This window comes from Planktothrix paucivesiculata PCC 9631 (assembly GCF_900009265.2).
GTDB lineage: Bacteria > Cyanobacteriota > Cyanobacteriia > Cyanobacteriales > Microcoleaceae > Planktothrix > Planktothrix paucivesiculata.
On the sequence record NZ_LR735017.1, the window covers coordinates 1 to 24123 of the forward strand.

15 protein-coding genes are annotated in these 24123 nt (G+C 38.9%); 7 read left to right on the forward strand and 8 right to left on the reverse strand.

Going from position 1 to position 24123, the window contains the following annotated elements; genetic code table 11:
* Nucleotides 1-109: 109 nt before the first annotated feature.
* The 3 genes from PL9631_RS13925 to PL9631_RS13935 all read right to left on the reverse strand — a co-directional run bounded on the left by PL9631_RS13925 (nucleotide 110) and on the right by PL9631_RS13935 (nucleotide 6039).
* Nucleotides 110-3235 (reverse strand): CHAT domain-containing protein, encoded by a 3126-nt coding sequence (locus tag PL9631_RS13925; RefSeq protein ID WP_083621220.1) that lies wholly within the window; start codon nucleotides 3233-3235, stop codon nucleotides 110-112.
* Nucleotides 3236-3249: 14 nt separating this feature from the next.
* The gene (locus PL9631_RS13930; protein ID WP_083621221.1) at nucleotides 3250-4056 is read right to left on the reverse strand and encodes a DUF928 domain-containing protein; all 807 of its coding nucleotides are present in this window, start codon (nucleotides 4054-4056) and stop codon (nucleotides 3250-3252) included.
* Between the two features lie 99 nt (nucleotides 4057-4155).
* Nucleotides 4156-6039 (reverse strand): CHASE2 domain-containing protein, encoded by a 1884-nt coding sequence (locus tag PL9631_RS13935; RefSeq protein WP_083621223.1) that lies wholly within the window; start codon nucleotides 6037-6039, stop codon nucleotides 4156-4158.
* Between the two features lie 345 nt (nucleotides 6040-6384).
* Here PL9631_RS13935 and PL9631_RS13940 point away from each other — a divergent pair, with 345 nt between their 5' ends.
* Nucleotides 6385-7860, forward strand: a complete 1476-nt coding sequence (locus PL9631_RS13940; protein ID WP_083621224.1) for an alpha-amylase — start codon at nucleotides 6385-6387, stop codon at nucleotides 7858-7860.
* 191 nt (nucleotides 7861-8051) lie between these two features.
* Here PL9631_RS13940 and PL9631_RS13945 read toward each other — a convergent pair whose 3' ends face one another.
* The 3 genes from PL9631_RS13945 to PL9631_RS13955 all read right to left on the reverse strand — a co-directional run bounded on the left by PL9631_RS13945 (nucleotide 8052) and on the right by PL9631_RS13955 (nucleotide 12377).
* Nucleotides 8052-9284, reverse strand: a complete 1233-nt coding sequence (locus PL9631_RS13945) for an FAD-dependent oxidoreductase (RefSeq protein WP_083621226.1) — start codon at nucleotides 9282-9284, stop codon at nucleotides 8052-8054.
* 51 nt (nucleotides 9285-9335) lie between these two features.
* Nucleotides 9336-10874, reverse strand: a complete 1539-nt coding sequence (locus PL9631_RS13950) for a phytoene desaturase family protein (RefSeq protein WP_083621227.1) — start codon at nucleotides 10872-10874, stop codon at nucleotides 9336-9338.
* 225 nt (nucleotides 10875-11099) lie between these two features.
* Entirely contained in the window at nucleotides 11100-12377 is a 1278-nt protein-coding gene (locus PL9631_RS13955; RefSeq protein ID WP_083621229.1) for a glycosyltransferase, read from the reverse strand.
* A 423-nt stretch (nucleotides 12378-12800) separates the two neighbouring features.
* Between PL9631_RS13955 and PL9631_RS13960 the strand changes: the two genes are divergently transcribed.
* The 5 genes from PL9631_RS13960 (at nucleotide 12801) to PL9631_RS13980 (ending at nucleotide 18824) form a co-directional block, all read left to right on the forward strand.
* Entirely contained in the window at nucleotides 12801-13016 is a 216-nt protein-coding gene (locus tag PL9631_RS13960) for a hypothetical protein (RefSeq protein WP_083621231.1), read from the forward strand.
* A 153-nt stretch (nucleotides 13017-13169) separates the two neighbouring features.
* Entirely contained in the window at nucleotides 13170-14057 is an 888-nt protein-coding gene (locus PL9631_RS13965; protein WP_083621232.1) for an alpha/beta fold hydrolase, read from the forward strand.
* Nucleotides 14058-14201: 144 nt separating this feature from the next.
* The gene (locus tag PL9631_RS13970) at nucleotides 14202-17183 is read left to right on the forward strand and encodes a calcium-binding protein (RefSeq protein WP_156090571.1); all 2982 of its coding nucleotides are present in this window, start codon (nucleotides 14202-14204) and stop codon (nucleotides 17181-17183) included.
* A 229-nt stretch (nucleotides 17184-17412) separates the two neighbouring features.
* Nucleotides 17413-18000 carry a 5-formyltetrahydrofolate cyclo-ligase gene (locus PL9631_RS13975; protein ID WP_083621234.1) on the forward strand — a complete coding sequence of 196 codons (588 nt, stop codon included), beginning with the start codon at nucleotides 17413-17415 and terminating at the stop codon, nucleotides 17998-18000.
* Nucleotides 17997-18824 carry a carbohydrate ABC transporter permease gene (locus PL9631_RS13980; protein ID WP_231516733.1) on the forward strand — a complete coding sequence of 276 codons (828 nt, stop codon included), beginning with the start codon at nucleotides 17997-17999 and terminating at the stop codon, nucleotides 18822-18824. The genes PL9631_RS13975 and PL9631_RS13980 overlap by 4 nt, the downstream gene beginning before the upstream one ends.
* A 38-nt stretch (nucleotides 18825-18862) precedes the next feature.
* Here PL9631_RS13980 and PL9631_RS13985 read toward each other — a convergent pair whose 3' ends face one another.
* The gene (locus PL9631_RS13985) at nucleotides 18863-19459 is read right to left on the reverse strand and encodes an HD domain-containing protein (RefSeq protein WP_083621236.1); all 597 of its coding nucleotides are present in this window, start codon (nucleotides 19457-19459) and stop codon (nucleotides 18863-18865) included.
* Nucleotides 19460-19838: 379 nt separating this feature from the next.
* Between PL9631_RS13985 and PL9631_RS13990 the strand changes: the two genes are divergently transcribed.
* Complete coding sequence (locus PL9631_RS13990) at nucleotides 19839-23378, forward strand: HEAT repeat domain-containing protein (RefSeq protein WP_083621237.1); 3540 nt, start codon at nucleotides 19839-19841, stop codon at nucleotides 23376-23378.
* A 388-nt stretch (nucleotides 23379-23766) separates the two neighbouring features.
* Here PL9631_RS13990 and PL9631_RS13995 read toward each other — a convergent pair whose 3' ends face one another.
* Nucleotides 23767-23985, reverse strand: a complete 219-nt coding sequence (locus tag PL9631_RS13995; RefSeq protein ID WP_083621239.1) for a DUF2283 domain-containing protein — start codon at nucleotides 23983-23985, stop codon at nucleotides 23767-23769.
* Nucleotides 23986-24123 lie beyond the last annotated feature (138 nt).

Genomic DNA, 24123 nt, shown 5'->3' on the forward strand with positions numbered 1-24123 from the left:
TAGAGACTATTTCTCAAGCAGCAATATTTGCCCCCTAAATCCCCCAAAATTGGGGGACTTTAAGAGGTTGTCCTATTCCCTATTCCTGCTATACAATGAATCCCAACCTCTATAACGCCTCACCCATTAACATAAATGATGACCAATAATAGGAATTAGGATTAGTCTTTTTAACGCTTAACATCGCCTGTCTTAACGCTTGGGCTTTGTCTTTTGTCGTTTGTAGATTTTGATAGAATTGTGTCATTAATTCCCCCGTTGCTTGATCATCCACTGACCACAACGACACAACTAAACTGGGAACTCCGGCACTCAAAAACGAACGGGATAACCCAATCACGCCATCTCCAGTAATTTTTCCTAACCCCGTATCACAGGCACTTAATACTACTAATTCCGCATTTAATTTTAACCCAAAGATTTGATCCGCCGTTAATAATCCATCTTCTGAACCTGAAGGAGTTAAGGCTATGCCACTATTTAAGGGTTGAATATTATCAAATATTCCGTGGGTGGCAAAATGAACAATTCGAGCATTTGCCATGCGACTTAATACCGTTGATTCCGTCGCGTTTGCCCCAATTAATGGTTGTATTTTCAATAATTCTCCAATAGAAATCGCCTCTTGTTCGGCAAAGGGTAAGGGTTGTAAAGCCTTATGTTTTTCCCCTGGACTGGGTGCAATTTTAGGCATTTGAGGATTGCCAATAATTAGAATATCTGAAGCTGAATTTGATACATTTTGCCGTTGTTGATGGGTGGAATCTAAAACCGCAATTGAAGGCGAGACAACAATAGTATGTTTTTCGATTAAATATTTTCCAGTTTCATCTTGTAAGGCAGCAAAGGGCAAATAAAATAACGAATCCGTGGGAATAAAAATAACTCGTTCATCAGGATTTGTGGGTAATAAATCCGCAATGGGTTGAATCAAAATTTGATAGAGTTGTTGGAATTGTGGGTTTTTAGAAGAAGATGAAATAGGGATATTTTGAGTAGCTCGTAACCGAGCATCGGCATTAAATAAACCACTACTGCGGGTCTGGGTTCGAGTTAATTCACCTCCGGCAGAAGCTACAGTAAAATCGCTTTTACAGGCATCATTATCAAAACAACGGGCAGCAAAAATTAAACGGCTCAGGTCTGTATTTTGTTGTTCCCCCAGGGGTTTAATATCTGAGCGTCTAAATTCTATTTCTCCCGTTGGTTTAATTACCCAAATATACAGTTCTGATTCCAGATATTCCTGTTTTTCTCCTGTATAAAAGATATCCTTAATTGTGGAGTATTCAACAATTGTTGCCTGTTGTTGTTGAGCAATTTGTTGGAGTTGGGCTAAAGAAACTACCGGAGAAAACTGGCTGGAATCAGGAGTAAATTGTTTGGCTAATAACTCCGCTAATGCTCTGCCTCGTCCGCGTTCAGAAATTTCTAAGGCTTGATTAATTTTATTTTGAGCGATTAAAACTTGTTGAAGTGTATTGTAAGAATTGCGTTGAGTTTCGGATAAAGACACTTTACTGAGATCATTTTTAATATCTTGTCGCAGAGATTCTTTAACTTCAAGACTCGCGAATAGATGTTTTTCTGCTTCAGGAAGATTGCCCAATTTAAACAAAGCTGCACCCAAATTGTTGAGAGAATTTCCTTCTCCCTGGCGATCGCCAATTTCACGAAAAATAGTTAAAGACTGTTGATAGAATTCAATCGCTTTTTGATACTGTCCTAAGTCAAGGTAAACAATGCCCAAATTGTTGAGAGAAGAACCTTCTCCGTTGCGATCTCCAAGTTCACGAGAAATAGCTAAAGACTGTTGATGGAACTCAATGGCTTTTTGAGACTGTCCTAAGTTCTTGTAAGCACCGCCCAAACCGTTGAGAGCATTCCCTTCTCCCTGACGATCGCCAATTTCACGGGTAATAGTTAAAGAATGTTGATAGAATTCAATGGCTAATTGATACTGTTCTAAGTCATTGTAAGCAACCCCCAAATTGTTGAGAGAAGTCCCTTCTCCGTTGCGATTGCCAATTTCACGAGAAATAGTTAAAGACTGTTGATAGAATTCAATCGCCTTTTGATACTGTCCTAAGTCAAGGTAAACATTGCCCAAATTGTTGAGAGAAGAACCTTCTCCATTGCGATCGCCAATTTCACGAGAAATAGTTAAAGACTGTTGATGGAATTTAATAGCTTTTTCATACTGTCCTAAGTCACTGTAAGCCAATCCCAAATTGCCCAGAGAACTCTCTTCTCCGTTGCGATCGCCAATTTCACGAGAAATAGTTAAAGACTGTTGATAGAATTCAATGGCTTTTTGATACTGTCCTAAGTAATTGTAAGCCAAGCCTAAATTGTTGAGAGAACCCCCTTCTCCCTTGCGATTGCCAATTTCACGTCGAATAGTTAAAGACTGTTGATAGAACTCAATCGCTTTTTGATATTGCCCCAAGGAATTGTAAGCACCTCCCAAATTGTTGAGAGAACTCTCTTCTCCGTTGCGATCGCCAAGTTCACGTTGAATCGTTAAAGACTGTTGAAAGAATTCAATCGCTTTTTGATACTGTCCTAAGTAAACGTAAGCACCGCCCAAATTGTTGAGAGAACCCCCTTCTCCGTTGCGATCGCCAAGTTCACGTTGAATAGTTAAAGACTGTTGAAAGAACTCAATCGCTTTTTGATATTGCCCCAAGGAATTGTAAGCTGCACCCAAATTGAGCAGAGAATTACCTTCTCCGGTGCGGTCGCTAATTTCACGTTGAATAGTTAAAGACTGTTGAAAGAACTCAATCGCTTTTTGATACTGTCCTAAGTTCCAGTAAACCGCGCCCAAATTGAGTAGAGAACCTTCTTCTCCCTTGCGGTCGCCAATTTCACGTTGAATAGTTAAAGATTGTTGAAAGAACTCAATCGCTTTTTGATACTGTCCTAAACTATTGTAAGTATTGCCCAAATTGAGTAGAGAATTCCCTTCTCCATTGCGATCGCCTATTTCACGATAAAGTTTTAATGCGGTTTCCCCTGACTGAATTGCCGATTGATATTGACTGGTTTGATATTGTTGTATTCCCTGCCGTAATAATCGGTCTGCTTCTGTTTTTTGTTCTGTGACGGTTTGGGCAAATACCCTATTACCTATCTGTAATGATTCCCAGATAAAAAGGCTGGGGTGTTCTGTTAGATTTAGGGTCGTTAATAGGGTGAATAACGTTGTTAATCCTAGATGTTGTAGTTTCATAGTATGAGTTTTGGTTAAATCAAGGGTTCATTAACAATCACATTTAATTCCACTTCATTCAGTAGTTTTTGCCAATTTTCTTTTAATTGTGGATCATTGGGATTTTGGCGGAGTTGTTCGGCTAAATTTGCGATCGCATCATGCCAAATTCCCGCCTTAGCATAAATTAACCAGTGCTGATCTGTTGGAGTTTTTGCTAACTCTTGGGTTAGTTCGGGTGTGGGAATATTCCGTTGAATCAGTCCTTGAATAAAGGGGGAATTAGAACCCGGACAATTGAGTTGAAATGTCCAACGATAGGGGGTTTCTGTTTGTAATTCAGGACTATTTTTAGGCAAGGTAATCATTAAAATTCCTCCAGTTTTGGGAAAATTTAATGTAATTTTATAAACCAGTTGATTTGTCTTATAATTATAGATAACAAAATCAGCCGTTTCAGCTTGGCTGGGAGGGAAATAAATTAATAAACTCGGATGGGGAGAAACCGTTAATTCTAATTGTTTTTCGCTTTGGGGAATCAAAGCAGTTAAGGGTTTAATATTCTCAGAAGTGAAACATTGATCTCGTGTTCCTGCTGGTTTTGTGTCTTCTGTAGCACCATCTATATCACGGGGAACTACGGGAGCTACAGGAGCTACAGGATCTCTCGGAGGTGGCACAACTCGCGTTCCTCCAGGTTTTGTGTCTTCCGTACCGTCTTCTGTATCATAGGGAACTACGGTCGGTTTTTCAGCGTTTATGGGGACGGGAATCAACCACAATCCTAAACTTAATATTAAAATTTTTAAACTTAATGGAAGCGAGAATAATGATTTTAGCATTGTATTTTTTCTCCACTCAAATAGGGAACAGGGAATAGGGAGTACCGGAACAGGGAGAAAAGACTTCACCGCCAGGTTTGCTGCATCCGTCTGTGTCTGCTATAACCCTAACACTTGATAAACCTCAACCGATTTTTTTCTCCCCTTCAATGTTAACTCTCCCCAAGATTCGACTGTGTATTTTTTCGGTAAGTAAATTAATGTTTCTTTAGTTGTCAAAATTCGACATTCTCCGACATGACGATCTTTTTCACAACTTTCTAAACGGGAAGCAATATTAACACTATCGCCAATTACCCCATATTCTAAACGATTTTTTCCTCCTAAACTGCCAACGGTGACAACTCCCGTATAAATCCCGATTCGCATTCTAACTTCAGGTAAGTTTTGCTGTTGCCATTTTTGGTTTAATTCGGACAAACATTGACCCATTTCTAAGGCACAATTAACGGCATTTTCCGCATCTTTAGCAATATCTTTTAAATGGATTCTAGGAACAGGAACCCCAAATACAGCCATTAACCCATCCCCGGTAAATTTACTGACAATTCCATGATGATTTAAGACAATATCCGTCATCAAACCTAAATATTGATTTAACCAATTCATTAAGTCTTCGGAGGATTGTTTTTCGGCAATGGTACTAAAGTTTTTTAAGTCTGTAAATAGGATGGTTGCGGTTAAAGTTTGGGGCGGGAAAATCCCTGAGTTAATTAAATGCGATCGCTCATTCCATAAAGCATTAGCAATTTCTGAGGAAGTCTGTTGTCCCAACAATTTCATGACAATTTTTTGCTGTTCTTGAAACTCCCAAGTTTGATGAATAACAATTCCTAAAAAAGTTAAAATATAAGCTAAAATTGGAGCCGCAATAGGTATCCATAATAGTTGTAAAAACAATCCATAACTGACTCCTAATAAAACGATTAATCCCAGAAAAAAACCTGTTATTAACGACAACGGATGTTTACTTTTCCATCCCCAATAACTTCCTAAAATTCCCCAGGTAATTATCCATAAATATTCCCAATATTCTGACCAAAATCTAAACAGAGGTTTTCCATCTAAAACAGCACTTAATATTTGACTAACTATCTGAGCATGAACCTCTATTCCTGGCATTTCTTTAACTTGAATTTTCCTTTCTTGATAGGGCGTTAAAAACTCATCTTTAACACTAAATGAATTCGTTCCGATTAAAACAATTTTATCTTGAACCAATTCCGGTTTATAATTACCTTGTAAAATCTCCATTAATGTAATAGTCTGTGCAATCTTTTGAGGAGTTCGATAATTCAGTAAGAGTTTATAGCCCTTTGCATCAATATTTTGATATCCTCCTGAATTGGATTGCAATTTATCAAAAACGGCATTTCCTAATTGATATTGACCCTTGGCATTAAGTTTAGGCAAAATTCCCTCAGATTCCAAATAAAGTAAAGCTAATTGTAGAGAAAAAGCCGTTAATGTGGTTTTTTTATCCTTGGCAAATATTAATTGACGGCGGACGACTCCATCGGGGTCAATTGGAATATTTACAAACCCAACTTGTTTAGACGAAATTGTTGGCGGTGGGGAAATAGAGGGAATCAATTGAGTACCGATAGAAGTAACAGCAATAATATTCGGTTTTTGTAGTTGTTTAACCAATTCCCCATGACCCGGAGGAACTACAAGATCTCGATAGATATCAATACCAATAGCCCGGGGTTGATGTTGTTGTAAATTAGCTAAAACCTGTGCTAAAATGCCATCAGGAATCGGCCATTGTTTGATTGTTTGAATATCGGTTTCTGTAATTTCAACAATCAGTAACCGCGAATCAATTCCCGGGTCAGGACGCGATCGCACCATCAAGTCATAGGCTTTTAATTCTAAGGGTTGTAAGCCTCCAAACTGACGAATAATAAATACAATAGTTAAGGTAAATCCCGTTAATATTATCTCCGGTAATCCCAAGATTTGACGTAAGCGTTTACCCATGATCAATTTCCATAATAAAAATCAGATTATCCAATCTATCTTACGATTTTATTTACAAAAAAACATCGAAACAAAAAATATATAAACAACTGATTATATAGCAATCCGCGCTTTCGAGACGGAGGTTGTAATAATTTACAACTGATATGAAACAGCCATAAGTATTATCTGCTGTTCCCTATTCCTTTTTATATAGGATTAAATATAGAGGTGGAGATATTGACGGAATGATCCAAGCAAGTTAACCTTGATTATCAATACTAACAATCCCGCAGAGTGTATAAGGATAGCCCACGTACAAACTCACTAAATTCTGTTTAACAACATCTAAAAACAAGGGGTAGCATGGTCAAAATCAACGGTGTGATGATGCAATATTTCCACTGGTATCTTCCTGCTGATGGAAGCCTGTGGAATCAAGTTAAAAACAATGCCCAGGAGTTAGCAGATGCGGGAATTACGGCATTGTGGTTGCCTCCGGCTTACAAAGGAACCGGGGGCGGGATGGATGTGGGATATGGGGTTTATGATATTTATGACCTGGGAGAATTTGATCAAAAAGGATCAATTAGAACCAAATATGGCACTCGTCAACAATATTTAGATGGGATTAATAGTCTTCATGAGTCAGGAATTGAAGCCTATGCCGATGCCGTATTAAATCATAAAATTGGGGCGGATGGAACCGAAATTGCTAAAGCAACTCCTTTCCCTAACAATAATCGAAAAAATCCGAAAGGAGATTTACGAGATATTAAAGCTTACACCTTATTTAACTGTTCGGGTCGTCAAGGAAAATATTCTGAATTTGAGTGGCATTGGTGGCATTTTGATGCCGTGGATTATGATGAATTTACCAAGGAATCGGGAACAGTTTATTTATTTGAAGGTAAGACTTTTGATGATTATGTTGCCTTGGAAAATGGCAATTTTTCCTATTTAATGGGGGCGGATTTAGATTTTCAAAATGAGGAAGTCAGACGGGAACTCACGAACTGGACAAAATGGTATTTGGATACTACGGGTGTGGATGGATTTCGTTTAGATGCGATTAAACATATTTCCGCTTGGTTTTTCCCGGAATGGTTAGATACCATAGAAAAACATACAGGTCGGGAACTGTTTACCGTGGGGGAATATTGGTCACCCGATGTATCAGTTTTGCATTGGTATTTAGACACCGTAGGGGAAAGAATGTCGGTGTTTGATGTGACTCTGCATTATAAATTCCACTATGCCAGTAAGGCGGGGGGATATTATGATATGCAGACGATTCTGGATGGAACTTTAATGAAAGAACGTCCGAGAAATGCCGTTACTTTTGTAGAAAATCACGATTCTCAACCGTTACAAGCCCTAGAATCCGTGGTAGAACCTTGGTTTAAACCCTTAGCTTATGCGATTATTTTATTGCGTCAAGAGGGTTATCCTTGTATTTTTCATGCCGATTATTACGGGGCAGAATATGAAGATAAAGGACGGGATGGTAATACCCATAAAGTTTTTTTACCTTGCCATAAACAGTTTATTGATCAGTGTCTTTATGCGCGCAAAAATTTTGTTTACGGCCCCCAATATGACTATTTTGATCACCCGGATATTATTGGTTGGACTTGTTTAGGAGACGAAAAACATCCGAAAGCTATGGCGGTGATTTTGAGTGATGGGCTCGAGGGAATTAAACCCATGGAAGTCGGCAAACCTAATACTAAATTCTATGACCTCACGGGGAATATTAAGGAGCCCATTGAAACTAATGATGTCGGTTGGGGTGAATTTTCTTGTATGGGGGGTTCGGTTTCCATTTGGGTTCAGGAGTAGCAGGAAATAGATCACAGGGAGACATGATTATTGAGGTTGATTAAGAGAAAAAAACTTCACCGTCAGGTTAGTTAGATCAGTCTTTCAGGAAGGTAGTTACGCTATATGTAGCTTGCTAATCAGTTGGCGATCGCGTTTGGGTGATGAGCGCGATCGCCTGATCCTTAATGCGCTGTATTGCCTAAGTTTTATTACAGATGATACCCAAACCCCGTCAGCAATTGTACTACTCGAATTGCAGAAGTGATAGCTCCTTCGTGTAAACCATCTCCCAGATAAGCACCCACATAATAAGTATTATTCTCGCCATTGGTACTCACAATTTCATCTCGATAACGAAAAGCTTCAACATTATAAAGGGGTGTGTGATGTTGTTGAATATGAATGATTTTATCTTTAGCAATCAAACTATCGAGGTTAAATGCCAAACTATATTGGCAAGAGGATGATAAACCACAAAGTTGATTGAGATAAGCATTATATCCCCATCCACTTTCCGTTTCAAAAAAATCAAATTCCGAAAATTCTTTGATCCGATATCGAGCATACATGGAAGTATCTGTGTGCATAACTGTGGTTGCTGCATTTTTCTGCCAGGCTGAAAAACGCTTAATTTCGGCATTTGTTGGATCAGCTAATAATGCCATCACTTGGTCAGGTGGTGTTGCAAACACAATATGATCAAATGTTTGGACTGACCCATCTGATAATTCAATAGTCACATGATCAGTTTCTCTGGAGATTTTGGCAATTTCTATATTTAAGAATAATTGACCTCGGAAACGTTGGAGAATTTTTTCAATATAGGAATAGACTCCTCCTTTAATTCTGACCCAATTGATAAAGATATAATCCCTGAGAGCAGGAATCACTAATTCTGCTGGAAAATCATCAATTAATTGAAATGGCGTTGAATAAGAGTACATTGTCAATAACTTTAGCCAACAATTGCGAATACACTGACGTTTCAAATATTGAGAGAGGGGCTGATTATAAAAATCTAAATTTTGGGCAAAGCGTGTGGTCAACCATAGCCCAGCAGAACGAGCATAAAGAGTATCAATTCTGATATATTCGATAATACGTTGTATGCCTGTAAAGTTTTTTTGAATCATACCACCCGATAGAAAGTGGCGACCATCTTGAAGAAATAACCCGGAACTAACATTGACAGGTTCTAATTCAACTTCTAATTCCTTCATTAAGTTTAAGAAATTGTAAAAGTTAACTGGAAATTCCAGGACACCACCTTCTAATATATCGTGACAGTCAGAGTTATTGGGTTGAATATTTTTATTTAAGGTACGAATATGTCCGCCTAATATTGGTTGTTTTTCAAAAACAGTAACATGATAGCCCTTTTGATCGAGTAGGTATGCGGTCACCATACCACTAGCCCCGCCTCCAATAATTGCTATTTTCATGGTTTTTTCTCGCTAAGATTATTATAGTTTAACCTATGAGTTTTTAAGTTTTTAAGCGGCTTCTAAAATTAAATCCCCTGATAGTCTTTGATACAAAATTGCCCCTGTCCAAAATGTCGGAGCAAATCCTGGATAGCCCGATGAAGCATTACAAAAATAGAAATTTTTTAAAGATGTTAAATGATTCAATCTGCCAATTCCCATATTTTTGGGTGTCAGGCTGGAACCGTAGGAATTGCCTTGAGGACACCAGCAAAATCTCTCATTTGTCGTGGGACTCCCAGTAATTTTAAAGACTAAATATTTTCGCAGATTTGGAATATAATGTTGTTCCATTATATCCAAAATAGAGTTTAATATGGCTTCTTTTTTGTCATTATAGGCTTTGCGATTTGTAGCTTGAAGTTCTTTAAAATAGGCATAATTAGCCACAGTTAAAAATTCAATAATTTGACAGTCTTCTGGACAATCCCCTGCGGTTTCTGTGAGTAAGGTAGGTGTTGTAATCGCAAAAGTGGGATTAGAATAATCATGTTGTTCATACATTTGATAAAAAGCTTCATTTAAGTTTTGATGTCCCGTATGAAAGGTATTCCATTTCCCAAATCCATAGTCTCGCAAATCAATGTCTTTGACTACACAATAGGCCATATAATTTGAGGGCGAATAATCGTAATTAAGCCGATGGCGGATTTTGCGGGAAAATTTGTCAATTCCAATCATCTGAGCCGCTTTTTTAGGGTCTATATTACAGATAATTATTTCACCACTAAATTCACGGGTTTGATGGGTAATTCGATCTGTTGCTTGAACTCCGGTTACTGTTTTATCCGTAACCAGAAAATTAGTAACTTCCTGGTTAACAAGCACCTCACCACCATTATCTTCAATAATTTTAACTAAGGAATTAATCACAAATTCAAAATGTTTGGTCGGGTAAAATGCACCCTGTTGATATCCTGTAAATAAAATTACCCAGGCGTAGAAAGAAAGTTGATCGGGGGGGAGTAAAAAATCAGGCCACTGTGATGCTAAAAGTGTTTGTGCTTCTAGGGGTAATTGAAATTTATCAAAAACATTCTGAAGGGTACTATTAAGATACATGACAGCACAGGAAACTTCAGCAAAATGCTGAAATAATTGCATAGGATTAACTGGGGGCGATAATATCTTTAATCCTTTACTGGTCTTTTGGACTTCTAAAATAAATTGACAAATTTGATTTGTATTTTGAGGAAAAAGTGCGGATAATCTTTGGATTAATTCTTGAGATTCTGAGGGAATATTGAGAGCATATCCTGGCATTCTCATGTGATCAAAACCATCAGGATCATATCGCTCAAAGGTGACTGTTTGCTCTAAGTTGAGTTTTTTTAAAACTTGATTGACGGTATGTCCTTCACCACAATCCCAAACATAATGGAGTTGGGCATTAAATTTATATTTTTTTGCCATCGTAAAGGTATGACCAAAGCCCCCTGGATATTCATGGGCTTCCAAGATTTGAACTTTTTTACCAGATTTTGCCATTAAAGAGCCAAATACTAATGCAGATAAGCCACTGCCAACAATCAGGTAATCTGTTTTCATGATCGTTCTCCTTCTTAAAAAGAGTAGCCTCAGTTTGCCTGCCCAGGTAGGGAAGTATCAGTTGATTGCTCAAATGGGTGTTGGCTTGAGTTCAGGTATTAATGGATTATCAGGACTTACGCAAATTGGGGGATATAACCCTAGATGTAGGGGTAATTCATGAATTACCCCTACTATTGATAGCGGTGATGCCTAAGTCCTGATTATAACAAGATTACAGAAAAATTATTTTGTAGCTAAAACCGGTTTTCCAGTGGATACAACCTGTTCAATAATATCCGCAGCTTTCTTAACTCCCCCAGAACGTGCAATGGCTTCTTGGAGGGCGATTGCTCTTTTTTTATAAGAGGGTTCTGTAAGTACCTTTTCAATAGCAGTTCGCAATTTAGGAACACTAATTTGTTTCAAAGGAACCATTTCCCCAACTCCGGTATAAACAATTCGGGCTGCAACACCAGGCCCGTCATTCATAACTGGAATAGCCACCATGGGAATGCCATTGGTTAACGATTCTAAGGTGGTATTCATTCCGGCATGAGTAATGGTTAAAGTGGCTTTTTGTAACAGTTCTAATTGCGGTGCATAACCAACAACTATAGGATTTCCGGGTAATTGAGGTAAGGATTCAGGAGTCAGTCCACCACCGAGAGAAATCACCAATTGAGCATTTAATCCTTCACAAGCAGAGGCAATTTTTTGAAAAACCTCGGGTAAGTTATTAATAATAGTCCCCATCGAGGCATAAATTAGCGGTTTCCCGTTTAACTGTTCAAAGGGAAAAGAAACAGCTTTGCAACTCGCGGGATTATGATAAGGGCCAGTGAAATGAAAATAAGGAGGTAAATCTGTTCTAGGAAACTCGAATTCCGCAGGTTGTTGACTAATTTGAGCGAGTTTAGAGTAATAGTCATGGGGACTAGCATACAAGGGTAAGTTCCATTTCCCCCGATATTCAGCCAACAATTCTCGAATCGGTTTAGTTGCTAGAGTGAGTAACGAATAAGCCAATTGATTGCGTAGGCGTCCTGTCCAAGTGGGATTATATGGCCAAGTCGTAAAAATGGGTGGAATATTGGGATCTCGATTCAACAATAATGCACTACAAATTGTTATAAAAGGGAGATTGAGGTGATCAGCCACGGTTCCGCCTTGGAGTGTAACTTGATCTATCAGTAAAGCGTCTACTCCTGCTTTTTTAATTGCGGTGGGAGCTTCTCTGAGCATAGCATCCGCAGTCTTTGTCGTCTGATTAATGTTATATCGCAAAGCTGCTAATCCACTGAGCTTGCCCATTTCGGTTAGGATGTCTGCAATTGATCCAAGGGGAAATTCATCTTCAGCGAATGGATGAAATTCTAAGCCTCCTGCTAAGGTTTTGGCTTGAGCATCAAGAAAATCAAAAACGGTAACTTGATTACCACGACGAAGTAGTTCGCACCCTAACGGGATCATGGTGTTGAGATGTCCGGTAGAGCCTGGACAGAGAATGCCGAAGTGGGTCATTAGAAACGGCTCCGTGTGAGTTTAAACGATTTTTAGCATCTTAATGATCAAGATGAAATGTTAGGAGAAGTGAATATATGGCTTGTGTTAATCAGCGACTCTTAATAACTATAGCTATAAACGCACTAAAAATAATTAACGGATAACTTAGTTTTAAACTAACCTTTCGCTGTGGGGATGGCCTGTACTTTTGGCTAGGTCGAAATTAGTCATCAGTCATCAGTTTATCGCAAGATTCCCCATTACCCCTTACCCATTCGTAATTCGTAATTCGTAATTTTTCCTCTCAGGTGCTTAACCGCTTGTGGTGATATTGGTCACATAATTTATACGGAAACATCACTTAACCAGACCTAAATCAATCACCCCCCAAACTGGGTAAACACGAGATGATTAAAGTGTCGAGTTCAAGGTCTTGCCATGATGCCCTACGTTAATCTTCTGCCCGGTGCGATTACTGAAATGGTTGCTTCCATCGCCGATAACCACTGTTTAACCCAAGCCGACCGCTACGGATTAATGGCCGCAATTTTGGACGACTCCTTACCCGAAGAAGAACGGATGTGTATTGACCGGGTGTTACGATCGCTGCTGCGCGGAAAAATTGCGATTGTCAATGAAGTCTCTGCGATCGCCTAAATTCAACACCACAACCCATATTTTGTGAACTCGACAAACTCACAATGGGGAATGGGGAATTATGAATTACGAATTACGAATGGGGAATTTTGCGATAAACTGATGACTGCTACAGACGCGCCGTGGCACGTCTCTACATTGATGATTGAAAATATGTTTCCGAGTTTTCTGCCTGAATCTGTACAAAAATTAACTGAAGCCACTTCGATTAGCTTCGCTCAAAATCTCAACTGTGAGCCTATTTCTACCCCCTTGCGAAAACAACCGATTCAAACCACTTATATTTGTCAAGGGCAGGGGGGAACCCGAATTTTATTAATTCATGGATTTGATAGTTCTGTCTTTGAATATCGACGATTATTACCCTTATTAGCCTCAAAAAATCAAACTTTTGCAGTAGATATTTTAGGGTTTGGATTTACAGAAAGAAGCACAGAATTTAAGTTAAATCGCTCGGAAATAGCCACTCATTTATATTCATTCTGGCAAACTTTAATTAATGAACCTGTGATTTTAGTTGGGGCTTCCATGGGCGGTGCAGTTGCCTTAGATTTTACCTTATTATATCCCCACGCCGTGAAGTCTCTTGTATTATTAGACAGTGCGGGCATGAAACCAGGGCCAGTTATGGGCAAGTTTTTATTACCTCCTTTGGATTATTTAGCTACGGAATTTTTAAGGAATCCTAAAGTCCGTCAAGCGATTAGTGAAAGTGCTTATTTTGATAAAACTTTTGCGTCTGTCGATGCTCAAATTTGTGCCGCCTTGCATTTAGAAGCGATGGGCTGGAATCAAGCCTTGATTCGCTTTAGTAAAACCGGAGGCTATGGAAAGTTTGGTAATCAATTGCAAAAAATTCAGCAACCCACCTTGATTTTATGGGGCGATCATGATAAAATACTAGGAACTAAAGATGCGTATAAATTTGAAAAAGCTATTCCCAAATCTCAACTCATTTGGGTTAAAAATTCCGGTCATGTTCCCCATTTAGAAAAACCCCACACCACAGCACAATCTATTTTAGATTTTGTTAAAAATTAATCATCAAAAAGAGGGTCTATACTTAAGTAATACATAACAAAGTTTGAATGAGAAATAACTTATATTCCCTGATGCGTTAAAAGCAGACAGAAGAAGTGAACAGAACTTAAAAGATTAATTTCTGTTGGACAGAGGGATATAAACATGGCTGAACTACTGGTACTGAATAATCAAGATTCTGGGTTAGGATCATTAAGAGAGGCGATCGCTCAAGCAAATTCCGGTGATACGATTAAATTTAGTCCCGATCTGATCGGAGGAAATACCATCACCCTCAGCACTGGACAATTAGACATTCCAGTGGGTAAAAATTTAACCCTTGATGGAATAGATAATTCTAACCTGATCATCAGTGGAAATAATCAATTTAGAATTTTTTATCTCAATTCAACCTCCGTTACTCCTACTACTTTAAATCTCAAAAATCTGACCCTGAATAATGGCTATACCCCCGAAAGAGGCGGGGGAGTTGCGACCACCCATCAAGGAATTTTAACGATTGATAATATTAAATTTAATGATAATGTCGCCGATGGTGGTGGCGGAGCTATTTTTAGTGCTTTTGAAGGGAATTTAACCGTTAATAACAGTCAATTTAATCGAAATAAAGCGATCGCAGCGAATGACGAACGCGGAGCCGGAGCCATCGCTTTTTGGGGGCCAAAGAATATTACCGTTACCAATAGTCAATTTATTGATAATGAAGGTATTAATGGCGCAGCAATTAACAGTTTAAATGGCAAACTAACCATTGAAAACTCTAGTTTTTTAAACAATAAAACCACGGCGGCTTTCTATGATAATGGAAAACCCAACCCCTTTTTACGCGGATTTGGTGGGGCTATTTATACCGATCGCGCCAGTAGCATTAATGAACCATCAGGAACCATTAGTATTGTTAATAGTAATTTTGAAGGAAATATCGGTCGAGGCGAAGGAGGTGCTGCTTACCTCTACACCGGAACCCAAGATAACGTTATTTTTGAATCTAATGTTTTTAAAGACAATCAAATTTTACCGCTACCGAATGGGGGAAATAATGGAAATGGTGGTGCTGTTGTTCAAATTAGTAATGGATTAAATCAAGGATTTACCATCAATAATACTGCTTTTATTAATAATACCGCAGCGAGCCAAGGCGGTGGAATTTGGATGATGGATGCTCCCACAACGATTACTAATAGTACCTTCTCAGGAAATCGAGCCGAAGCCACCACCGTTCAAGGGAATGGCGGGGCTATGGCTATTTATGGCCCGACTAATATTATTAATACAACCATTGCCGATAATTATGCGGGATGGGTCGGAGGTGCAATTTCCGCATCATCAGGGGTGGAAGTTACTGTTCAAAACACAATTTTTAATAATAATACTGCCAATAATGGGGGAAACTCTTGGAATATTCAGCAGCATACTAACCGAAGTTTCACGGATTTAGGTGGGAATATTCAATGGCCAGGAAATCCCAATCAAACCGGAAATGATTATAACGCTACTACCAATATTCAGAAAATTGATCCTCAGTTGGGAACCCTTGAAAATGTCAATGGAACTTATTTTTATCCTTTATTAATTGGTAGTCCTGCGATTGATATAGGGGTCAATAATTCATTAACAACGGATCAAAATAATCAACCTCGTGTTGTTGATGGGGATCAAAATGGAACCTCAATTATTGATAGTGGTGCTTATGAGTTTTCAGTTACCCCAATTCCGACTCCCTCACCAACTCCAACCCCGAGTCCAACTCCAATTCCAACACCAATTCCAACACCAATTCCAACCCCGAGTCCGACGCCAATTCCAACACCAATTCCAACACCAATTCCAACACCAATTCCAACACCAATTCCAACCCCGAGTCCGACGCCAATTCCAACACCAATTCCAACCCCGAGTCCAACCCCGAGTCCAACCCCGAGTCCAACACCAATTCCAACACCAATTCCAACACCAATTCCAACACCAATTCCAACACCCGCACCAACACCCGCACCAACAGCGAGTCCAACTCCGGCACCGACTCCCGAACCGACTCCCGCACCAACACCCGCACCGACTCCCGCACCAACGCCCGCACCAACTCCTGCACCAACGCCCGCACCAACGCCCGCACCAACTCCTGCACCGACTCCTGCACCAACTCCTGCACCCAATCAAGATGACTGTTCCTGTCAACCTTTTCCTGCTTTAGATATAGAAACAAGTCGTCAACAAAATATCATTCAAAACACCTTAAATGGTACGGAAAATAATGATAATTTGATAGGAAATGATCTTAATGAAGAAATTAATGGGGGAAATGGAGACGATATTTTATTAGGAATGAAAGGAGATGATAATTTATACGGAGATATTGCCAATGATACGGTTTTTGGGGGGCAAGGGAATGATTTTATTAAGGGGGATACAGGTTCAGACTTTCTATATGGAAATCAGGATTCAGATTTTATCTTTGGAATGGAAGGAGAAGATCAAATTTGGGGGGATAACGGCGATGATTATTTAAGAGGTGGAACTGACAATGATATTTTCTTTGGCAATAGTGGCAATGATTTAATCTTTGGAGATGAGGGAGATGATACATTATTTGGTGAAGATGATCACGACTCCTTGAGTGGGGGATTAGGCAACGATCTTTTATTTGGAAATACGGGTGATGATCAACTTCAAGGAAATGAAGGAAATGATACAATTTATGGGGGTAAAAATGATGATTTCTTGTGCGGGAATCAGGATGATGACTTGTTATTTGGCAATTTAGGAGCCGATATTTTAGAAGGATGTGAAGGGAATGATACTCTCTATGGCGGTCAAGAAAATGATTTGATTAAAGGCGGAGTTGGGAATGATTTTCTGAGTGGAGATCTAGGAGAAGATACCTTAATTGGCGGAAGTGGAAATGATCAATTTGCGATCGCCATTAACTCAGGGAATGATACTATTCTGGATTTTAATATCCAGGAAGATATGATTCATTTAATCGGGGAATTAAACTTTGAACAATTAGTATTTTCCACAAACAATAACGCCACCTTAATTCAGTTAGCCGGGAATGGAGAAATCTTAGCCACATTAATCGGTGTTGACCCTTCTAACCTTAATATTAGTCGGTTTACGACTTAATCTAACGGCTAGATTTTTTGTCTCTGCTTTAGCTCAAAAATTCGTGAGAGAGAGCAGAGATAACGATAAACTTAGGTGATAAATTAATCAGGACTTACGCAGAATACCCAATTATACACCATCTGTAGGGGCGAACGGCCGTTCGCCCCTACTAGATATGGTTGTTTTGCGTAAGTCCTGTTAATACTGGAAAATATAGTAAAATTTAGATTTATTAAATAAAAAAATAATGCAAAATTTAACCAAAGCGGAATTGAGACGTTTACTAATTAAACAGCGTCGTTCTTTATCCCAAATAGACTGGAAATCAAAAAGCGATCGCCTTTGTCAAAACCTACAACATAACCCGCTTTTTCAACAAGCAAAAACAATTTTATCCTATTTCAGTTTTCGCCAAGAACCGGATTTAAGTTTATTATTAAGTAACACCGATAAAAAATGGGGATTTCCCCGTTGTGTTCAACAGTCTTTAACCTGGCATTATTGGCAACCTGGGGAAACCTATAATATCAATAGTTATGGTATTATTGAACCCGATGCTAATTTAATTCAACTACAGCCCTGTGAAGTTGACTTAATCTTAGTTCCATCCGTTGCTTGTGATGCTCAGGGATATCGGTTAGGATATGGAGGTGGATTTTATGACCGAATGTTGAGTTTACCCGAATGGAATTTAATTCCAACAGTGGGAATTATTTTTGATTTTTCTTATCTTCCTCAATTACCGATTGATTATTGGGATAAACCTTTAACTACGGTTTGTACAGAGTCTCAATTTATTGATATTTCCTATGGTTTACCTCCTAATTTACCGTGAATAATAAAACGATAAAAACAGTAATTATTTATATTATTCTCGGAATAATTGCTGTATTAATGCTCTTTCCTTTGGTGTGGTTAGTGAGTACCGCTTTTAAATCTCCCAGTGAAAATATCTTTCAATTTCCACCCCAATTTATTCCGAGTCAACCCACTTTTGGGAATTTTATTAAAGTCTGGCAAACTAATCCTTTTGGGCGTTATTTATTTAATAGTTCTTTTGTCGCCCTATTAACAGTCAGTTTAAATTTATTGTTTTGTTCCCTAGCTGCCTATCCCCTAGCCAGATTAAACTTTAAAGGCAGAGATAGCGTTTTTACAGCCATTATTGCCACCATCATGATTCCTTTTCAAATTGTGATGATTCCGTTGTATATACTAACGGTACAATTGGGATTAAGGAATAGTTATTTGGGAATTATTTTTCCCAGTATTGCCTCCGCATTTGGAATATTTTTGTTAAGACAAGCCTTTCAAAGTGTCCCGAAAGAGTTAGAAGAAGCCGCTAGAATTGATGGCTGTTCGGAATTAGGCATCTGGTGGAATGTGATGATTCCTTCAGTTAAACCTGCGCTAATTACCTTAGCAATATTTGTCTTTATTGGGTCATGGAGTGACTTTCTCTGGCCGTTATTAATATTAGATCAACCGGACTACTATACCATGCCTTTAGGAGTAGCAACCCTAGCGGGAACATTCTCCCTGGACTGGCGATTAATTGCAGCCGGTTCTGTGATTTCTATTGCCCCTGTGTTACTCTTATTCTTAATATTACAACGCTATATTGTACCCACGGATGCCGGGTCAGGGGTGAAAGGGTAAATCATTTATCAGTAGGCCAGGCACGGCGTTTCTAATGATTAGATGATATTTTTTTGTAATTCGGAGACAACAGCTTCAAATTCTTGAGTTAAAGCCAGATGGGGAGTGATTTGATAGACTTTTAATAAAGACTGATAAAACCAAATAATATTAGGTTTTCCACCATCAAAACTCGTCCAAAGTTCCTCGCCATAAGTTCGCCAGTGAAATAAAAGCGATCGCCCATTATGTAATTTATCCGCTAAAGAGACTAATTGCACCGATGAACTTCCGGTTTTAATTTGCTCAAGATAACGTAATTTTCGCTCTTTCCAAGGGGGTTTAGGAAAAGTATCAGACTCGGTACACCCTTCAACAATTGCTAAAACTTGTGCTCCAAATTTAACACTGATTTCTTCTCTAATTTTAGCACCGCCTTGATCTTCGATGGCATCATGTAATAAAGCGGCGATCGCTTCATTTTCTGTTCCTTCCGCTTCTAATACCAAAGCTGCAACACTCAACAAATGAGAAATATAAGGAATATTCCCCACCTTACGAATTTGAGTTTTATGGAGTTGATTAGCATAAATTAACCCCTGTTCAAATCGGGGTGTTAATCGGTTAACATTCCCTGGAGTTTGTGATGAATTCATATTGAGTTCAGCTTAATTAAAATCTACTTTTAATTGTATGGCATTGTAGAAGACTCTATTTCTACTGCTCATTTGATATCAGGTATCTCAACATCTTCTAAAAGTTCATCCATTTCAGCACTCATTTGTTCTATATAAGCTACTATCTGCCATTACTAGACATAAATAAATTATTGTGTAATAATGATAGGCTATGCAATTTAAAACTAGGAACTCAATATGCTGACCAAATTCAGCGTTGGTAATTATCTATCTTTTCAAGAAACTGTCACCTTTAGTCTGGTGTACAACTAATTTAGACTTGCTATAGTGGAAAAATGCACTCAAGCAAAAGCTAACATTTCAACTAAAATTATTACACCCTATTTGGGATTGCTATATGGTATTTGAAACTGTAGTCACTGTAAGCACGGTAATTGCACCCTGGTTAGGAGAATGGGGAGCAGTAAAAATCGCAGGTCATATTCTAAAGAATATTTGCAGTCAATTAAATACCCAGGAGATTGGAAAAGCTTTAAAAGTGGCGATTACTGTTGCAGATCAACAATGTAATCAGTTATTTGGTCAGAGTGATAAGGGGTTTAAAAGTAAATTTTTATATCAATATTTTAAGAGAGAAGAAGTTTTAGAAGAATTGCAAAAACCTCTAATTAATCAGGGAATTAATCTTGATTTTCTAGTTTTTGCTTTTGAAGATACAGTTAACAAGAATAATTCAGATAGAAATAATCGAATTAATCGAGAATTTATTCAGCCTTGGTTAGAACTATTTAAAACAGAATATTTTAAACAAATTGGTGACAATTTAAACTTTCAATATGCTAAGGCTGTTTATCTTAAACAATTAATATGCTGGTATGATGATGTTAAGTTTGTGGGGATTGATGCTAAAGGACAGGAAAACGATAAATCAGAAAAGCTGGCTAAAATTTTTGTGATGCAAGATGTCAAAGAGGAGAAAAAAGAACGTTATGGGAGTCTGAGGGAAGCTGATTTTTTAGAGTTGGGAGATCAGGGAAATCGCCAAGGGGAATTATCCCGACAACAACGTCAATGGATGGCTTCAGATAATTATGCGGGAAATCCCTTTCCGGCTCAGGATTTATTAACGAAAAATCAAGCTAAAAAGGTTGTGCTTTTGGGTGCGCCCGGTTCAGGAAAAACAACATTATTGAGTTATTTTTCAGTGATTATTGCTCAAAATCAATCGGAATTATTAGGCTTAAATTCAGAAGTTGATTGGCTACCGATTTTGATTCGGATGCGGGACTATGTTCGCTTTGAAAAGCTGAGTATTTTAGAATATTATCAGCAATTTTGCCATAAATCTCTGGTGGTTCCATCTTTACCCGGAGGATTTTTTGAACATTGGCTAGAAGATGGTAGAGCTTTAATTCTTTTAGATGGTTTAGATGAAATTGTTGAAGAAGGCAAACGCAATGACATCGTCCAAAAAATAGAGAATTTCCTGGGAAGATATGACCAAAATCGGGTAATGATTACGTCTCGTCCGGCGGGGTATCGCAGAGACTTTTTTCCGGCTGAAGAGTTTCCCCATTATTGGTTACAGCCGTTTGATGAACCTAAAATTAACGCATTTATTGAGAATTGGTATAATAGCCGCACTCCAGATCCAGAAGAAGCTAAACGCCGCAAGGAAGATATTAGAAAAGCCTTTGAGCATAATCCTCGCCTTCATGTTCTAGCGCGGAATCCTTTATTGTTAACGATTATTGCTTTAATTCATCGTTATCAAGATAAATTACCCAAGGAAAGATATAAACTTTATCACTGTGCAGTACAAACTTTATTAACAACCTGGGATACAACCAATAAGCAACTCGAAAATCATCACAAATTAGAGTATCTCAAAAATGATGATTGGGAAGATTTGATGCAAAATTTAGCGTTTTGGATTCATAGCCATCAAGACGAAATTGAAAATAATGAATTAGAGGGAACATTAATTGATCAAGATGAGTTAATTAACTTTGTAGCAGGTTATATCAAAGAAACAAAGCAGATTAAATGGACTCCAGCTAAAAATGAAGCCCAACGTTTTATTGATTTTGTGCGCGATCGCAGTGGCTTACTCAATGAGCAAGGGACAAATTGTTATGCGTTTGTCCATAAAACTTTTCAGGAATATCTCTGCGCTCAAAAAATACAACGGGAAATGGAGGAAGATTCCTATAACTTCGAGATTATTCTCGATGCTATTAAAACCCATCTCCATGATGCTCACTGGCGGGAGGTTTTGTTATTATTGGTAGCTCAACAGCAGAAAAAATCAGCAGCAAAAGCGATTCAAGTTATCTTAGATAATCAAAGTGAGTATGAGCAATGGTTACATCGAGATTTATTATTTGCTGGCAGTTGTTTAGCTGAAAATCCCAAAGGCTTAAATGTGGCGGATAGTCGTTTAGTGGAGGATATTTTAGCACGGTTAGTTAGTTTAGAGATTAGTGACAAGACATCAAATAAACTCAAGGAGCAGCTTTTGAAGGTGTTTTGCAGTCTCTACGAAACGGATTTTGCTCCGCAATGTTTGGCACGTTTAAAAGCCCAGACAAGCAAAATTTATTCAGATAGATTATTAACCTATCGAGTCGAATTAGGGGAAAAGGAAACAGTGATTGACGAGTTAATTCAACAGTTGTCCGATAGCGCTGATTGGGTGCGTTGGAATGCAGCATCGGCATTAGGCAACTTAGGGAATGCTTCGGAAACAGTCATTGAGGCTTTGCTTAAGGCTTTGTCCGATAGTGATGATCGGGTGCGTCGAAATGCAGCAGAGGCATTAGGCAAGTTAGGGAATGCTTCGGAAACAGTCATTGAGGCTTTGCTTAAGGCTTTGTCCGATAGTGATGATCGGGTGCGTCAGAAGGCAGCAAAGGCATTAGGCAAGTTAGGGAATGCTTCGGGAACAGTCATTGAGGCTTTGCTTAACGCTTTGTCCGATAGTGACGATGAGGTGCGTCAGAATGATGCAGCAGAGGCATTAGGTAACTTAGGGAATGCTTCGGAAACAGTCATTGAGGCTTTGCTTACAGCTTTGTCCGATAGTGATGATGGGGTGCGTCAGAATGCAGCAGAGGCATTAGGCAAGTTAGGGAATGCTTCGGAAACAGTCATTGAGGCTTTGCTTAAGGCTTTGTCCGATAGCAATTATTGGGTGCGTTGTTATGCAGCACAGGCATTAGGCAAGTTAGGGAATGCTTCGGAAACAGTCATTGAGGCTTTGCTTAAGGCTTTGTCCGATAGTGAGGATGGGGTGCGTCGGAATGCAGCATCGGCATTAGGTAAGTTAGGGAATGCTTCGGAAACAGTCATTGAGGCTTTGCTTAAGGCTTTGTCCGATAGTGAGGATATGGTGCGTGTGTATGCAGCATCGGCATTAGACAACTTAGGGAATGCTTCGGAAACAGTCATTGAGGTTTTGCTTAAGGCTTTGTCCGATAGTGATAATGGTGTGGGTTGGAATGCAGCATGGGCATTAAGCCAGTTAGGGAATGCTTCGGAAACAGTCATTGAGGCTTTGCTTAAGGCTTTGTCCGATAGTGAGGATGGGGTGCGTCAGAATGCAGCAGGGGTATTAAGCCAGTTAGGGAATGCTTCGGAAACAGTAATTGAGGCTTTGCTTAACGCTTTGTCCGATAGTGATAATTCGGTGCGTTGTTATGCAGCACAGGCATTAGGCAACTTAGGGAATGCTTCGGAAACAGTAATAGAGGCTTTGCTTAAGGCTTTGTCTGATAGTGAGGGTTGGGTGCGTGGGTATGCAGCAACCGCATTAGGCAAGTTAGGCAAGCAATCCCCTAAAGTTAAGCCGTTGGTGGTGGAGTGGATTCAACAACATGAAGATTCTGAATTTGTTGGGAGTGGTATTGATGCGTTGTGGGATTTGGTGAATGGTTAATTGTGTAGTCTCGAATGCGATCGCTCAATATCTACCTAAAAACTTAAACAGGACTTACGCAAGCAGGCTATATATAGCGTGTCAAAAGTAGGCGATCGCATACCAATGATAATAGCAATCGCCCTCAAAAGTCCTAATTATTTATTTTCCCCCCAATGTTGGGGGCTAGGCTAGATGGCTTGAAATGTATACTGTTTAGAATGATCAGGTTATGAAGGATTGATCAGCAGTTTTAGAGACTATTTCTCAAGCAGCAATATTTGCCCCCTAAATCCCCCAAAATTGGGGGACTTTAAGAGGTTGTCCTGTTAAAGCGATCTCGTTTAAGTTACGAGCGTGATCGCTAACTCATTAGTACGCTACATATAGCGTAACTGCGTAAGTCCTGTTAAATTTTAGCACCCGCTACTAACTGAGCTACTAATGGTTGATCTGTTGATAACTGACTCACAGCTAATACAGAAAACCCTAATAAATTTCCGGCTTCATCCACTCGTTCCATAATCGCATCATTATCGGTTTCTCGCATATAACCCGGTTGATCCGAAAATAAAACTTCTAAAAAATCGCCTTCTTTATCAAAATAAACTTTTACAGTTGAGGCCATAGTTGCTCTCCTTTCTAAATCTCAAAATATAAAAAGCCCCTCACCTAAACGGGAAGGGGTTAATTTAACAGGACTTACGCACAAGACCAAAGAAACCGGGTTTCTGGCCCTGATTTTGCGGATGAAATCCAGATTTCT